Annotated in this window: 15 protein-coding genes and 1 other RNA gene; 6 read left to right on the top strand and 10 right to left on the bottom strand. The window is 68.4% G+C overall.

The features are described from left to right. Positions 1 to 15: 15 nt before the first annotated feature. The 4 genes from LG306_RS00215 to LG306_RS00230 form a co-directional block, all read right to left on the bottom strand. Positions 16 to 978: a TraB/GumN family protein gene (locus LG306_RS00215; RefSeq protein ID WP_404416913.1), complete on the bottom strand. Its 963-nt coding sequence runs from the start codon at positions 976 to 978 to the stop codon at positions 16 to 18. A gap of 4 nt (positions 979 to 982) precedes the next feature. Beyond that, a complete protein-coding gene (locus tag LG306_RS00220; protein WP_017505630.1) occupies positions 983 to 1,180 on the bottom strand; it encodes a helix-turn-helix transcriptional regulator in 198 nt (65 codons plus the stop codon). A 3-nt stretch (positions 1,181 to 1,183) separates the two neighbouring features. Further along, a complete protein-coding gene (locus tag LG306_RS00225) occupies positions 1,184 to 1,642 on the bottom strand; it encodes a hypothetical protein (RefSeq protein WP_271041976.1) in 459 nt (152 codons plus the stop codon). Positions 1,643 to 1,727: 85 nt separating this feature from the next. Further along, complete coding sequence (locus LG306_RS00230; protein ID WP_404416917.1) at positions 1,728 to 2,945, bottom strand: DNA recombination protein RmuC; 1,218 nt, start codon at positions 2,943 to 2,945, stop codon at positions 1,728 to 1,730. Positions 2,946 to 3,065: 120 nt separating this feature from the next. Between LG306_RS00230 and LG306_RS00235 the strand changes: the two genes are divergently transcribed. After that, positions 3,066 to 3,428 (top strand): hypothetical protein, encoded by a 363-nt coding sequence (locus LG306_RS00235; RefSeq protein WP_404416920.1) that lies wholly within the window; start codon positions 3,066 to 3,068, stop codon positions 3,426 to 3,428. A 5-nt stretch (positions 3,429 to 3,433) separates the two neighbouring features. On the opposite strand, the gene recR is transcribed toward LG306_RS00235, so the two are convergent. Both recR and LG306_RS00245 read right to left on the bottom strand, forming a co-directional pair. Then, on the bottom strand, positions 3,434 to 4,036 hold the full coding sequence (gene recR / locus LG306_RS00240; RefSeq protein WP_039244053.1) for a recombination mediator RecR: 603 nt from the start codon (positions 4,034 to 4,036) through the stop codon (positions 3,434 to 3,436). Beyond that, positions 4,036 to 4,365: a YbaB/EbfC family nucleoid-associated protein gene (locus LG306_RS00245; protein WP_295186790.1), complete on the bottom strand. Its 330-nt coding sequence runs from the start codon at positions 4,363 to 4,365 to the stop codon at positions 4,036 to 4,038. Before LG306_RS00245 ends, recR begins: the two co-directional genes overlap by 1 nt. A gap of 156 nt (positions 4,366 to 4,521) precedes the next feature. Here LG306_RS00245 and LG306_RS00250 point away from each other — a divergent pair, with 156 nt between their 5' ends. After that, a complete protein-coding gene (locus LG306_RS00250; RefSeq protein ID WP_404416924.1) occupies positions 4,522 to 5,136 on the top strand; it encodes a malonic semialdehyde reductase in 615 nt (204 codons plus the stop codon). A 72-nt stretch (positions 5,137 to 5,208) separates the two neighbouring features. On the opposite strand, the gene LG306_RS00255 is transcribed toward LG306_RS00250, so the two are convergent. Further along, a complete protein-coding gene (locus LG306_RS00255; protein ID WP_017505623.1) occupies positions 5,209 to 5,943 on the bottom strand; it encodes a cytochrome c family protein in 735 nt (244 codons plus the stop codon). A 142-nt stretch (positions 5,944 to 6,085) separates the two neighbouring features. Between LG306_RS00255 and LG306_RS00260 the strand changes: the two genes are divergently transcribed. After that, on the top strand, positions 6,086 to 6,808 hold the full coding sequence (locus LG306_RS00260) for a 3-deoxy-manno-octulosonate cytidylyltransferase (RefSeq protein ID WP_404416927.1): 723 nt from the start codon (positions 6,086 to 6,088) through the stop codon (positions 6,806 to 6,808). Here the strand turns inward: LG306_RS00260 and nudC are convergent. Further along, positions 6,805 to 7,725, bottom strand: a complete 921-nt coding sequence (gene nudC / locus LG306_RS00265; protein WP_404416930.1) for an NAD(+) diphosphatase — start codon at positions 7,723 to 7,725, stop codon at positions 6,805 to 6,807. The genes LG306_RS00260 and nudC overlap by 4 nt on opposite strands. A gap of 47 nt (positions 7,726 to 7,772) precedes the next feature. On the opposite strand from nudC, the gene ffs reads away from it, so the two are divergent. Both ffs and LG306_RS00275 read left to right on the top strand, forming a co-directional pair. Continuing rightward, an RNA gene (ffs, locus tag LG306_RS00270) (signal recognition particle sRNA small type) lies at positions 7,773 to 7,868 on the top strand. 323 nt (positions 7,869 to 8,191) lie between these two features. Then, positions 8,192 to 10,030, top strand: a complete 1,839-nt coding sequence (locus LG306_RS00275; protein ID WP_404416933.1) for a DNA polymerase III subunit gamma/tau — start codon at positions 8,192 to 8,194, stop codon at positions 10,028 to 10,030. A gap of 9 nt (positions 10,031 to 10,039) precedes the next feature. Here LG306_RS00275 and LG306_RS00280 read toward each other — a convergent pair whose 3' ends face one another. Next, positions 10,040 to 10,594: an ActR/PrrA/RegA family redox response regulator transcription factor gene (locus LG306_RS00280; RefSeq protein WP_017505618.1), complete on the bottom strand. Its 555-nt coding sequence runs from the start codon at positions 10,592 to 10,594 to the stop codon at positions 10,040 to 10,042. 89 nt (positions 10,595 to 10,683) lie between these two features. Then, the gene (locus LG306_RS00285) at positions 10,684 to 12,138 is read right to left on the bottom strand and encodes an ActS/PrrB/RegB family redox-sensitive histidine kinase (protein ID WP_404416936.1); all 1,455 of its coding nucleotides are present in this window, start codon (positions 12,136 to 12,138) and stop codon (positions 10,684 to 10,686) included. Positions 12,139 to 12,182: 44 nt separating this feature from the next. Between LG306_RS00285 and LG306_RS00290 the strand changes: the two genes are divergently transcribed. Further along, positions 12,183 to 12,806, top strand: coding sequence for an SCO family protein (locus LG306_RS00290; RefSeq protein WP_404416939.1), 624 nt, complete (start codon positions 12,183 to 12,185; stop codon positions 12,804 to 12,806). Positions 12,807 to 12,839 lie beyond the last annotated feature (33 nt).

Below are 12,839 nucleotides of genomic sequence, written 5' to 3' on the forward strand. Positions count from 1 at the left end.
GCCTTCCTTCCGACCTCAGTTCGCCGCTTCGACGGTGACGCCGCGCTTTTGCAGGATGGCCTGGACGCTGTCGTCGCCGGTCAGGTGGGCGGCGCCGACGGCGATGAAGGCGGTGCCCGAGCCTTCGAGCATCGTCTGGATTTGGTTGGCCCAGTCGGTGTTCCGATCCACCAAAACGGACTGATAGAGGGCCGGCGAGGCCTCCTTCATTTCCTTGATCGTCACGCGGTCCAGCGTGGCGACGTCGCCCCGGGCCCAGGCCTCGACCATTTCATCCAGCTTGGTGGCGGCGTTCTCGTAGTCCTTCAGAGTCTCGCGCAGGAAGACCAGTTGCACGTCGTCGGGAAGGCCGGCCAGGATGCCGATCTGCTTGTCGATGGTCTCGAAGCCGTGGATCGGCTTGCCCGCCGCTTCGGCGCGCGCCTTCAGCACCAGTTCGACGCCCGACTTGGGGTCGTAGCCGGCCTTGATCAGCGGCGCGACCGACAGGCTGAGCGCCGCCAGCCAGGGCTTCATCGGCTGAAGCTGGGCGGCCGAGGCGCCCATGGCCTGGGCCGCCGCGTCCAGTTCGGCGTTTTCTTCCGGCGTCAGGCGGCTGGACAGGGGTGTCTCGGGCGACAGGCCGTGCTGCTGGATCAGCGGCATGATGGCGGCCTGGTCGTCGGGATTGCTGATCTCGAACCAGATGTCCGAGGCGCTGTCGAAGGCGGCCTCGACGCGGGGGCTGGCCCAGCCGGTCGTCGGGCGAAGCACATGGACCGAGCCGAACAAATACAGGGTCGAATCCGCATCCTTGACAACCCACAGGGCGGGGCCTTCGCCCTGGATGGGCGCGGGCACCGCCGGTGCGGCGGTCTGGGCCAGGGCGTCGGCCGGGACGCCCGCGATGGCGACGAACAGGGCCAGGCCGCCGGCGACACCGATCGCGCCCCGCAACAGGGTGGACACGGAGGATTTGAGATGGGCTGTAAAGGTCATGAGTTCACGCTTTGTCGTCTGAAAAGATGGATTCGATGGGTTGGCCGAAGACGCGGGCGATCTTGAAGGCCAGCGGCAGGGAGGGGTCGTAACGGCCGGTCTCCAGTGCGTTCACGGTCTGGCGCGATACGCCGAGCTGTTCGGCCAGCTGCGCCTGGCTCCAGTCGCGCTCGGCCCGCAGGACCTTGAGACGATTGTTCATGGCTCAGCCCCGCATCCGCGCCAGCCACCACCAGGCCCAGACGAGGGTGTAGCCGATCAGCATGGGGGCGATCATCAAGGCGGCGCCGGCGGACACATAGTCGATGGGCGAGCCGCCCGATCCGATCTCGCGCGCGATCACCTCGCGCCACGGCCCCGCCGAGGACAGGATCAGGCCGACGCCGCTGACGCACATGCCGGCCGTTCCGCCCCAGTACCAGGCGGCCTTGTGCGCCTCACGTGCGGCTTCGTCGATGACCCGCATCCATTCGGCGCCGACCCACAGCGAGCCGGCCATGATGGTGGCGGCGAAGACGGCGGTGAAGATCATCTCCCCCATCTCCGAACCGATCCAGCCGGCGCGGGCGGCGTATCCCATCGCGATCCCGCCGACCAAGGCTAACAACAGTCCGCCGCCGAAGGTGATTGCAATCGCCTTGATTACCGGCCGCCACTTGCGCATCAGTCAACACCCCTTGTCCTATTGACAAGCTACATTGACATAACGGCGTCGGCGCTGTCAAGCGCCCTTTCCATAGAAAGAGGCCCTACTCCGCCTTGGCGGCGGCGATCAGTTCGGGACGGGCGATGGCGCGGGGTGCGGTTTCGACCGGCGTCAGATCCGGCAAGGCCTTGCCCTCATGGTCGACCTGCAGATCCTCGAACCGGCGTGCGGAGACCATGACCTGGCTCTCGAGCGAGCCGACGAACTGATTGTACTTGCCAACGGCCGTATCCAGAGCCCGCCCGACGGCTGAGGCATGACCGCCCATGACCGACAGCCGCTTGTAGAGTTCGCGGCCCAGGGCGGCGACCTTGTCGGCATTGGCCGCCTGCTCTTCCGCGCGCCAGCCATAGGCGACGGCCTTGCACAGGGCGAACAGGGTCGAAGGGGTGACGATGACGACGCGCGAGGCCATGGCCAGGGTCATCAGGTCCGGCTCATGGTCCAGAGCCGTGACCAGGAAGGCGTCACCGGGCACGAACAGGACGACAAAATCGGGGCTGGGCTTGAACTGGTCCTGATAGGCCTTGGACGACAGCTGGCGCACGTGGGTCTTCAGGCTGGCGGCGGTGCGCAGGCCGACCGAGCGGGCGCGCGCCTCCTCGTCGCCCTCCCCGTCGTCGAAGGCCAGCGGGACCTTGGCGTCGATCACGAACATGCCGCCGCCGGGCAGGCGGACGATGAAGTCGGGCCGGTTCTGGCGGCCCTCGTCGTCGGCGCTAGAAGTCTGTTCGGTGAAATCGAACCGCCCCGCCATGCCGGCGGCCTCCAGGACGTTACGGCACGTCTGTTCGCCCCAGCGGCCGCGACGGCCCGTATTGCCGCGCAGGGCCTCGGTCAGCTTGCGCGCCTCGTCGCGCGTGGCGGACGAGGCCGTCATCAGCTGGGCCAGCTGTTCACGCAGCCCCCCGGTCTCTTCGGACCGCGTCTTCTCCAGCGCGGCGACATGCTCCTGGAACTTGGTCAGGGTGTCGGCGACGGGTTTTAGCTGGGCGGCCATCCGCTCGCGCGCCAGCTGGTCCTGGGCGCGGAAGGTCTCGGTCGCGCGACTGACCATCTGATCCGCCACGAGCTGGGCCGATTGCGCCGCTTGGGCCTTGAGCAGTTCGCCCATGGTCACACGGCTTTCCTCGACCAGATCGATGCGGGCCTCGGCCGCCGCCAGCGCGCCGCTCGCCTTCTGCCAGCCCATATAGGCCCACAGAAAACCGCCCGCGAAGGCGGCGGCCAGCACAGCGAGGATCGGCACAAGCATGTTCATGCTCCGTTCCTAACGGGAGTCGCCTTCAATGAGAAGCGTGGCCCTTCCGGCGCCGCTTGTCCGGAACGTCGCCGTTGCGATGACGTTGGTGTCTCAGCCATTTGCACGAAGGACCCGCCCATGACCCCGGAAAAGCCCCACCGCCACGACACCGCCGCCGATGCGGTGCACGACGGCCGGCCGGTCGACGCCGAACTGGTGCGCAGCGGCCGCAAGAACCCGCGCATCGCCGTCATCCTGGCGATCTCGACCCTGGCGGCCGCCATTCTGCTGCTGGGCCTGTGGTTCGTGACCAACGGCGCGTTCGATTCCAAGAACGCGGAGACCGGGCCCGAGGCGGCCGCCGCCGAAACCCAGGCCTTCGCCGGCGACAGCCAGACGCCGCCGGCCGCCGATGCGCCGACGGATGAAACGGGGCGCGCCGTTCCCACACCGACGGGCGAAGCGCCGAACGTCAACGCCCCGACGGCGCCTTCGAACTAACTCGGTCAGGCCGGCCGGCGGGCGCGCAGGGCCTGGACGATCGTGCCGTCGTCCAGCCAGTCCAGTTCGCCGCCGACCGGCACGCCGCGCGCAAGCGAGGTGATTTCCACATCCGGACCGGCGATCCGCTCGGCGACATAGTGGGCGGTCGTCTGGCCATCGACCGTGGCCGGCAGGGCCAGCACGACCTCGCGCACGCCCCCGCCCCTGACGCGCCCGACCAGTTCGGTGATGCGCAGATGCTCGGGCCCGACACCGTCGAGAGCGGACAGCAGTCCGCCCAGCACATGGTATTTGCCGCGAAAGGCGCCGGATCGCTCCATCGCCCATAGGGCGCCGGCTTCTTCGACCACGCAGATCAAGCCGTTGTCGCGCGATCCGTCCGAGCAGATGGCGCAGGGGTCGCGTGTATCCGGCGCGCCGCAAACCGAGCACGACACGACCTTCTCGGCCGTCTCGGCCAGCGACGCCGCCAGCGGGACCAGCAACTGCTCGCGCCGCTTCAATAGCGCCAGCGCCGCGCGCCGCGCCGAGCGCGGCCCTAGGCCCGGCAGTTTGGCGAGAAGGGAAATCAGCCGTTCGATCTCCGGCCCGGCGGAGGCGGCCATCAGAACAGTTTCGGCATTCCGGGAATGTTCATCCCGGCCATGGGGCCCGCGGCCTCGCGCATCAGGGCGTTGTTCTGCTCATCCAGCTTGCGCTTGGCGTCGGCATGAGCGGCGACGATCAGATCGGCCAGGATCTCGCCCTCGCCCGGGCTCAGCAAGCTGTCGTCGATCTTGATGGCCGTAATCTCGCCAGGGCCCTTGAGGGACACCGAGACGAGGCCGCCGCCGGAAGAACCCTCGGCGACTGTTTCCGCCATCCTGGCCTGGGCGTCCTGCAGCTTTTGCTGCATCGCCTGGGCCTGCTGCATCAGTTGGGTCAGATCTTTCATGCCCTCTAGATAGGGCGAACAAGGCCCGGGCGACAGAGGGCTTGTGCTCGGTGCGCGATATCGAAACCCAGCCTTTCGGGATTGGTGCTTGCAACTGTTGCAAAACACCCTAATTAGCACCCGTAATCGTTGCTATTTAAGTCTGGAACGCATCCCATGGCCTATGACGCTACTTATCAACGCGACGTCCCGCTTTCGGACGCCGCCCTGTCGCAACTTTTCACCGAGGCGCGCACGCGCAACGGCTGGACCGACCGCCCCGTCGCGCCGGAACTGCTGCGCAAGCTGTATGACCTGACCAAGTTCGGGCCGACCGCGGTCAACGGATCGCCCGCCCGCTTCGTCTTCATCACCTCGCCCGAGGCCAAGGCCCGCCTGATCCCGCTGATGAGCGAAGGCAATCGCGACAAGACGCGGCAAGCCCCGGTGACGGTGATCGTGGGTCAGGACATGGACTTCCACGACCATCTCGACGCCCTGTTCCCCCATGCGCCGGGCGCCAAGGCCTGGTTCGCAGACGAGGCCGGCCGGCGCGAGACCGCCTTCCGCAACGCCTCGCTGCAGGGCGGCTATCTGACCATCGCCGCCCGCGCCCTGGGCCTGGATGTCGGGCCGATGTCCGGTTTCGACGCCGCCGGCGTGAAGGCCGAGTTCTTCCCCGACAGCAATGTGGAACCGAACTATATCCTCAACCTCGGCTATGGCTCGGACGAGAACCTGTTTCCACGCTCACCGCGCCTGTCGTTCGACGAGGCCGCGCAGATCCTCTGAGCCGAGCGCTCAGCCCGAAACGAAGAAGGGCGGCCCGTCGGGCCGCCCTTTTGTCGTTCGTCGCCGTGGCGATCAGTGGTTCGGCGGAGCAGACGCCGTCGCGGCGGGCGGGGCCGCCGGGGTCGCCTGAGACGCGGCGGGGGCGCCGGCGGCCGGGGTGGTCCCGGTCGCTTCGGTCGCGGCGGCGCCTTCGGTCACCGGGGCCTCGCCTGTCGCAGGCGCGCCGGCGGCCGGCGCGGCCGCGCCAGGCTGACGGGTGGGATCCGGCGCCGGAATGGCGAAGCCGCCCGAGCCCTGAGTGCGCAGCCAGGCGATCAGATTGATGCGCGTCTGGGTGTCGCGGATGCCGGCGAAGGACATCTTGGTGCCGGGCACATATTTGGCCGGGGCGGTGATGAAGCTGTTGATCTGGTCATAGCCCCAGGTCGGCGCCTCGGCCTTGTGCTTGGCCATGGCGTCGGAATAGGCGAAGCCCGGACGGTGCATGACCGGCCCGCCGACCACGCCCCACAGGTTCGGACCGATCTTGTCGGCGCCGCCCTGGTGCGCGTCGTGACAGGCCTGGCAGCGCGCGAAGGCGGCCTCGCCGGCGGCCAGATCGGCGGTCGGCAGCACCGTGCCCCAGTCGGGCGCCAGTTCGGCGGCTTCACCGCCGGCGGCCTCTTCCGGCGCATCGACGAAATAGCCCATCTTTTCGGGGGCTTCCGAATGATAGACGAGGCCCGAGGCCTGCTGGACGACCAGGATGACGAACGCCGTCCCCAGAGCCGCGCCGAAAATCTTGTTCCACTTAAGATCGCCGCTCATACGCCTGGTCGTTTCCCTCTGCCGGCCGGGCCCCTCGAAAACACGCCCCGGACATAATCTTGCTTTGGCGTCTCTGGCACGGTAGCGCCGCCTTCGCAACCGGCCCAACGCGCGACGGGCCAGACAGGCGTCAGGGAAGTCGATGAATCCGTTGATAATGATACCGGCTCGCATGGCCGCCACCCGCCTGCCGAACAAGCCGCTGGCCCTGATCGGCGACACGCCGATGATCGTGCGCGCCTATCGCCAGGCCGAGGCCTCGGGCCTGCCGGTCGTGGTCGCCGCCGGCGATCCCGAGATCGTCGAGGCGGTGGAAGCCGCAGGCGGCCGCGCCGTCCTGACCGACCCGGCCCTTCCGTCGGGCTCGGACCGCATTCGCGCAGCCGTGGACGCCATCGACCCCGAGGGCGATTTCGACGCCGTCATCAACGTCCAGGGCGACATGCCCTTCGCCAGCCCCGGTCTGGCGGTCGCCTGCGCCGCCATTCTGCACGGCGAGCCGACCTGCGACATCGCCACCCTGGTCGCCGCCGAGGCCGAGGCGTCGGACCGGAGCAATCCCGACGTGGTCAAGGCGGTGCTGGCCCTGGGCGAAGGCGAACGCCAGGCGCGCGCCCTCTATTTCACGCGCTCGACCCTGTACGGCGACGCGCCCGTCTGGCGGCACATCGGCGTCTATGGCTATCGCCGTGAGGCGCTGAACCGCTTCTGCGCCGCGCCGCCGTCGCCGCTGGAAAAACGCGAGAAGCTGGAACAGCTGCGCGCCCTGGAAATGGGCATGCAGATCTGGGCCGCCGTCATCGACGAAGCCCCCCTGTCCGTCGACAATCCCGCCGACCTGGAGGCGGCGCGGGCGCTGGCCTAGACCTCGTCGACCCAGGCCTTGATCAGGCTGTGGGCGATGGCGAAGGGCGGCGGGGCCTGAATGCTCGGATGCTCGCCCGCCAGCACGGCGCGCGCCTCGGCCCGCGTCAGCCAGGCGACGGCTTCCAGTTCGGTCTGGTCCGGTTGCGCCTGATCGTCCGACACCTCCGCGATCAGGCCGATCATCAGTTGCGACGGGAAGGGCCAGGGCTGGCTGGAGTGATAGGCCGTGGCGATCACGGTCAGGCCGGCCTCTTCGTTCACCTCGCGGGCGCAAGCCTCCTCGATGGATTCGCCCGGTTCCAGGAACCCGGCCAGGGCCGACATCCGTCCGACAGGCCAGGCCACCTGACGGCCCAGCAGGCAGATGGGCTCGGCCCCGCCTTTATAGACCGGCAGCATGATGGTGACCGGATCGACGCGCGGAAAATGCTCGGTCCCGCAGGCCGGGCATATCCGCTTCCAGCCGCCCGACGCCGTCTCGCTCAGCGTGCCGCAGTTGGCGCAGAAGCCGTGTTTGCGTCGCCAGTCGAACAGGCTCTTGGCCCCGCCCGCGATCGCCGCATCCGCCGCCGGCAGGATCGCCGCCGCCGCGCGCATCTCTTGAAAGGCGCCCAGCCCGGCCAGCGGTCCGTCGGTCGGATCGATGGAGCCTTCGAACTCGATAGCGAAGACGGGTTCGTCTTTCCACAGGCCCAGAAACGCCTCGCGATCGCGCACCAGGGTGCGCGCATGGTGCATCTGCAGCCACGCCAGCCTCGGCCCCTCGCCCGTCTCCTCAATCAGCGGCCGCCCCTCCCAGAGCGCCAAGGCCTGGGCGTAGGGCTTGGCGGCCTGCTCGGCCAGCCAGTCGGGATCATTCCTCAGGTCCCCGGCCCGATCGAGCGGATTGCCGGCGAAGGTGTTGTAATGGGCCATGCGGGTTTGTAGCTCTTGATTCCAACCGCCGCACCCGTCATATCTCCGCTTGGAGATCGCGGGCGAAGGTTTCGCCAATCTGGTCAGGGCCGGAAGGCAGCAGCCACAACGAATTCCCCTTCGGGTCGCGGTCTCCACCCTTTCATTCTTTTTGCGCTAACGCTCGCGACGCGGTCGCGCGCTGCTTGAGCGCGTTTGGTGCGCTACCGCCATTTTTCCTTTCGTCATTCCGGGCGTAGGGCCTCTTGGCCCGAAGACCCGGAACCCAGCGGCGCGCGTGAGCGCGAACCTGTCGCGCACTCCGCGTTCAAACATATGCCGGCGGAGAGATTTCACCTTCGGCGCCGCTGGGTTCCGGGTCTCCGCTTCGCTGCGCCCGGAATGACGAAAGAGAAGATGAACCTGCGCGTGAACCGACGCTGGAATCGCTTCTTCCCGTCCACTGCCCACTGTAAGACTTCCTCCCATGACGGACAGCGACACGAATCTCGACGGCCCGCCCTGGGAAGAGGACGACGTCGCCCCGCGCGACGAGAACACCGACGACATGTTCGGCGCGCCCGCCTCGGCGGCGCCTGAGCCGGTCGCCGCGCCTGTCGTTAAGCCGGCCCCGGCTGAAGTGGAAGCCCACGCCGATGACGGCGCCGCCTATCAGGTGCTGGCGCGCAAATATCGGCCGCGCACCTTCGAGGATCTGATCGGTCAGGAAGCGATGGTGCGCACCCTGACCAACGCCTTCGCCACGGGCCGGATCGCCCACGCCTTCATGCTGACGGGCGTGCGCGGCGTCGGCAAGACGACCACCGCCCGCCTTCTGGCCCGCGCCCTGAACAACGAGACCGACGTCATCGACAAGCCGTCGCTGACCCTGAGCGCCCACGGCCGGCACGACGCCGCCATCATGGCCGGCCAGCACATGGATGTGATGGAGATGGACGCGGCGTCGCACACCGGCGTCAACGACATCCGCGACATTCTGGAAAGCGTCCGCTATGCACCCGTCGAGGCGCGCTACAAGGTCTATGTGCTGGACGAGGTCCACATGCTGTCGACGCAGGCGTTCAACGCCCTGCTGAAGACGCTGGAAGAGCCGCCGCCCCACGCCAAATTCATCTTCGCCACCACCGAAATCCGCAAGGTTCCGGTGACGATCCTGAGCCGTTGCCAGCGCTTCGACCTGCGTCGGGTCGAGCCGGAAATCCTGGTCGAGCATCTGGGCCGGATCGCAGACCGCGAAGGCATGAAGATCGAGACCGACGCCCTGGCCCTGATCTCGCGCGCGGCCGAGGGGTCGGTGCGTGACGGCCTGTCGCTGTTGGACCAGGCCTTGGTTCAGGCCGAGCGGGGCGAGACGGTCAAGACCGAGACGGTGCGCGACATGCTGGGCCTGGCCGACCGGACCCAGACCATCGCCCTGTTCGAAAGCGTCATGGCCGGCCGCACGCCCGAGGCGCTGGAGAGTTTCCGCACCCTCTACGGCTTCGGCGCCGATCCGGTGCAGGTGACGAACGACCTGCTGGAGCACTGCCACGCCGCCTCGGTCGCCAAGATGCTGGGACCGAACGCGACGCGGTTGCCCAACGATCAGGCGCAGAAGCTGGCGGCCCTGGGCGCGGCCATTCCGGCGGCGACCTTGTCGCGCACCTGGCAGATGCTGCTGAAGGCGCTGGACGAGGTGCGGCGCGCGCCCAATCCGGCCGATGCGGTGGAAATGGCGATCGTGCGCCTGGCCTACGCCGCCGACCTGCCGGGACCGGAGGAGGCACTGAAGCGGCTGCAGTCCGGCGAACCCATTGGCGGCGGCTCGGCCCCGCGTGGCGGCGGCGGAGGCGGCGGCGGCGGAACCTCGGCGCAGCTGGCCGCGCGGCCGGTCATGGCCCCCGCCCTGCCCGATCCTCAGACTTTCGAACAGGTCGTCGCCCTGATCGGCGAGAAGCGCGAGGTGGGGCTTCAGATGGATGTCGAGCGGTATGTGAAGCCGGTCTCGTTCAAGCCCGGCGCCATCGTCTATGAAAGCGTCCAGGGCGCGCCCATCGAACTGGCGCGCAAGCTGTCGGCCCGCCTGCGCGAATGGACCGGCCGCACCTGGCTGATCGCCGCCAACGGCCAGGGCGGGGCCGAGACGGTCATTGAGATCCAGAAAAAGGCCCGCGCCGCCGAACGGGCCGAGGTCGAGGCCAATCCCTTCGTCCAGGCGGTGCTCCAGGCCTTCCCCGGCGCCAAGCTGGGCGAGATCAAGACCATCGCCCCGACCGTGGTCACCCCCGAAATCCCCGACGTGGTCGAGGACGACGACGAGGACTGAGGGTTCGGCCTATCGCGGCGCGCGTTTGGCCAGGATGCGTTGCAGGGTGCGGCGGTGCATGCCCAGGCGGCGCGCCGTCTCCGAGACATTGTGGTCGCACAGCTCATAGACGCGCTGGATATGCTCCCAGCGGACGCGGTCGGCGCTCATGGGATTTTCCGGCGGTTCAGGCGAATCTCCGGTGGCGAGCAGGGCCTTGACCACGTCGTCGGCGTCGGCGGGCTTGGACAGATAATCGACGGCGCCAGCCTTGACCGCCGCGACCGCCGTGGCGATTGCGCCGTAACCGGTCACCATGACGATGCGGGCGTCCTCGCGCTTTTCGCGCACCGCCTCGACGATCTTCAGGCCATTGCCGTCCTCAAGCCGCATGTCCAGCACGGCGAAGGCCGGGGCCTTATCCCGCAGCAGCTGCGTCGCCTCGGCGACGGATTCGGCGGTCGTCACCTGAAAACCACGCGCTTCCAGCGCCCGCCCCATGCGGGTGCGCAGGGCCTGGTCATCATCCAGCAGCAGCAGTGACTTGTCGGGCAGGGCGGCGATGCGGGCTTCGAGTTCTGACATGCGTTTCTCTCTCCTGCCGCTTCAAGTCGGGACGGGTAGCGCGCGGGTCAAGGCCAAGGTTCCGCCTGCGACGCTTCGACCCAATCCGCTCATGCCGCGACCTCCAAGGCAGGCCGCGCCCAGCGCACCGCCACGCGCGCGCCGCGGGGCGCCGCCTTGGCGTCCGATTGCGGCAGGCCCTGGCCCACACTGACCGACCCGCCGGTCCGTTCCAGCAGGGTGCGGGCGATGAAGAAGCCCAGGCCCATGCCGCCCTGGCTGGGGGCGATGGGCGGCTCGACCGTTGTGCGAGGCTTGGACGGGCGGGCGGCGGCGGCGATCTGGGCGGCCAGGGCCTGGCGCGCCTTGCCCTGAGGCCGACTGGTCACATAGGGCTCGCCCAGCCGGGGCAGGATGTCGCCTGCGAAGCCCGGCCCGTCGTCCAGAATCTCGATCTCGATCCAGCCGGCGTCCACCACCGCCTGGACCCGCACCGTCGTCTTGGCGAAATCGGCGGCGTTCTCGACCAGGGTGGACAGGCCGTGGATCACCTCGGGCATCCGGCGCACGCGCGGCGCAGGCTGACCCGGCGGCGTCTTGACCAGCACATCAAAGGCCAGGTCGAAGCCCCGGTGCGGCTCCACCACCTCTTCCAGCAGCGCCTTCAGCGACACGTCGGCATACAGGGCGTCGTCGCCCTCCGGCTGTTGCGACAGCTGGGTCAGGATGCCCCGGCACCGTTCGGCCTGTTGCAGGATCAGGGCCGCATCCTCGGCCGCGTCGCTGTCGGGGGCCGAGGCGCGCTGAAGCTCCTTGGCCACCACCTGAATGGTCGCCAGCGGCGTGCCAAGCTCATGCGCCGCCGCCGCCGCGAGCCCGCCCAGCGCCGCCAGCCTCTGTTCGCGTTGCAGCACGTCCTGGGTGGTCGCCAGGGCCAGCTCCAGCTTCTCCGCATCGGCCGCCACCCGCCAGGCGTAGCCGGCGGTGAAGACCACACCGGTCACCAGGGCCATGGCCATGCCGAGGCGATACAGGGTCGGCAGGTGGAAGTTCTCGTGCGGTCGCCACGGCAGGGGTTCGGACCAGAAGAACAGCACCCCGACCGCGATCAGCGCCAGCACGCCCAGCATCAGGGCCTGACGCGCCGGCAGGGCCGCCGCCGCGATGGTGACGGGCGCGACCAGCAGCAGGCAGAACGGGTTCTCCAGCCCGCCGGTCAGACCCAGCAGCACGCCCAGCTGGAAGATGTCGAAGCCCAGATGGATCGCCGTCGTGCGCCCGTCCGGCAGGCTGGCCTCCAGCCGGCGCACCCGCGCCATGGCCCCCACATTCACCGCCGCGCTGATGGCGATCACGATCAGGCAGGGCCAGAGCGGCAGGGGGAAATGCAGCCCCTGATGCGCCGTCAGGATCGCCGCGCTCTGGCCGATGATCGTCAGCCAGCGCAGAACGATCAGGGTCCGCAGTGAAAACCCCCGACCGCGACGCGGGGCATCGCTCCAGCCGTTCAACGGCTCCGAAGAGGATGCGCCGTGCGGCGCCATGCGGGCTTCTGTCGAGGTCACACGCCTTCTATAGACCGATCACATCCGTTTCGTGAGAGGCCGTCATGCCGCGTCGTTCTATCCTGCTGTTCGCGGGCGCCTGCATCGCCATCGCCGTGGCGCTGGCCATCATCACCGTCGTGGTGGTCAGCGGTCGCGCGCCCACATCGGACGGCGCCGATGTGACGTCGACCGGCCAGCCCCTGGTCGGCGGCGACTTCAAACTGGTCAATCAGGATGGACAACCCGTCGATCAGACGATGCTAAATGGCAAATGGAGCCTGGTCTTCTTCGGCTTCACCTACTGCCCCGAGTTCTGCCCGACCACCCTGGCCGAGCTGGGCGCGGTGCAGCAGCGGCTGGGCGACAAGGCGGACAATCTGCAGATCGTCTTCGTCAGCGTCGACCCCGAACGCGACACGCCCCAGGCGCTGAAGGACTATCTGTCGTCCGACGGCTTTCCCAAGGGGAGTATCGGCCTGACGGGCACGCCCGAACAGGTGGCGACCGCCGCCAAGGCCTACCGCGCCTTCTATCAGAAGGTCGGCGAGGGCGAGAGCTATACGATGAACCACTCCCTGACCGTCTATCTGATGGGCCCGGACGGAAAGTTCCGCACCGCCGTCGCCTATGGAATGGGTCCAGACAAGACGACCAGGATCATCGAACAGGCGATGGCGCGGGGTTAGCAGCGACCCCATAATCCTTTTGCAGGGTGATGC

The sequence above is a fragment of the Brevundimonas vesicularis genome (assembly GCF_044807075.1).
Taxonomy (GTDB): Bacteria; Pseudomonadota; Alphaproteobacteria; order Caulobacterales; family Caulobacteraceae; genus Brevundimonas; species Brevundimonas vesicularis_G.

Bases quoted from the DNA above. Each gene is read 5' to 3' on its own strand.
- LG306_RS00215 (WP_404416913.1), bottom strand. From the start codon at position 978: ATGACCTTTACAGCCCATCTCAAATCCTCCGTGTCCACCCTGTTGCGG.
- LG306_RS00220 (WP_017505630.1), bottom strand. From the start codon at position 1,180: ATGAACAATCGTCTCAAGGTCCTGCGGGCCGAGCGCGACTGGAGCCAG.
- LG306_RS00225 (WP_271041976.1), bottom strand. From the start codon at position 1,642: ATGCGCAAGTGGCGGCCGGTAATCAAGGCGATTGCAATCACCTTCGGC.
- LG306_RS00230 (WP_404416917.1), bottom strand. From the start codon at position 2,945: ATGAACATGCTTGTGCCGATCCTCGCTGTGCTGGCCGCCGCCTTCGCG.
- LG306_RS00235 (WP_404416920.1), top strand. From the start codon at position 3,066: ATGACCCCGGAAAAGCCCCACCGCCACGACACCGCCGCCGATGCGGTG.
- recR (WP_039244053.1), bottom strand. From the start codon at position 4,036: ATGGCCGCCTCCGCCGGGCCGGAGATCGAACGGCTGATTTCCCTTCTC.
- LG306_RS00245 (WP_295186790.1), bottom strand. From the start codon at position 4,365: ATGAAAGATCTGACCCAACTGATGCAGCAGGCCCAGGCGATGCAGCAA.
- LG306_RS00250 (WP_404416924.1), top strand. From the start codon at position 4,522: ATGGCCTATGACGCTACTTATCAACGCGACGTCCCGCTTTCGGACGCC.
- LG306_RS00255 (WP_017505623.1), bottom strand. From the start codon at position 5,943: ATGAGCGGCGATCTTAAGTGGAACAAGATTTTCGGCGCGGCTCTGGGG.
- LG306_RS00260 (WP_404416927.1), top strand. From the start codon at position 6,086: ATGAATCCGTTGATAATGATACCGGCTCGCATGGCCGCCACCCGCCTG.
- nudC (WP_404416930.1), bottom strand. From the start codon at position 7,725: ATGGCCCATTACAACACCTTCGCCGGCAATCCGCTCGATCGGGCCGGG.
- LG306_RS00275 (WP_404416933.1), top strand. From the start codon at position 8,192: ATGACGGACAGCGACACGAATCTCGACGGCCCGCCCTGGGAAGAGGAC.
- LG306_RS00280 (WP_017505618.1), bottom strand. From the start codon at position 10,594: ATGTCAGAACTCGAAGCCCGCATCGCCGCCCTGCCCGACAAGTCACTG.
- LG306_RS00290 (WP_404416939.1), top strand. From the start codon at position 12,183: ATGCCGCGTCGTTCTATCCTGCTGTTCGCGGGCGCCTGCATCGCCATC.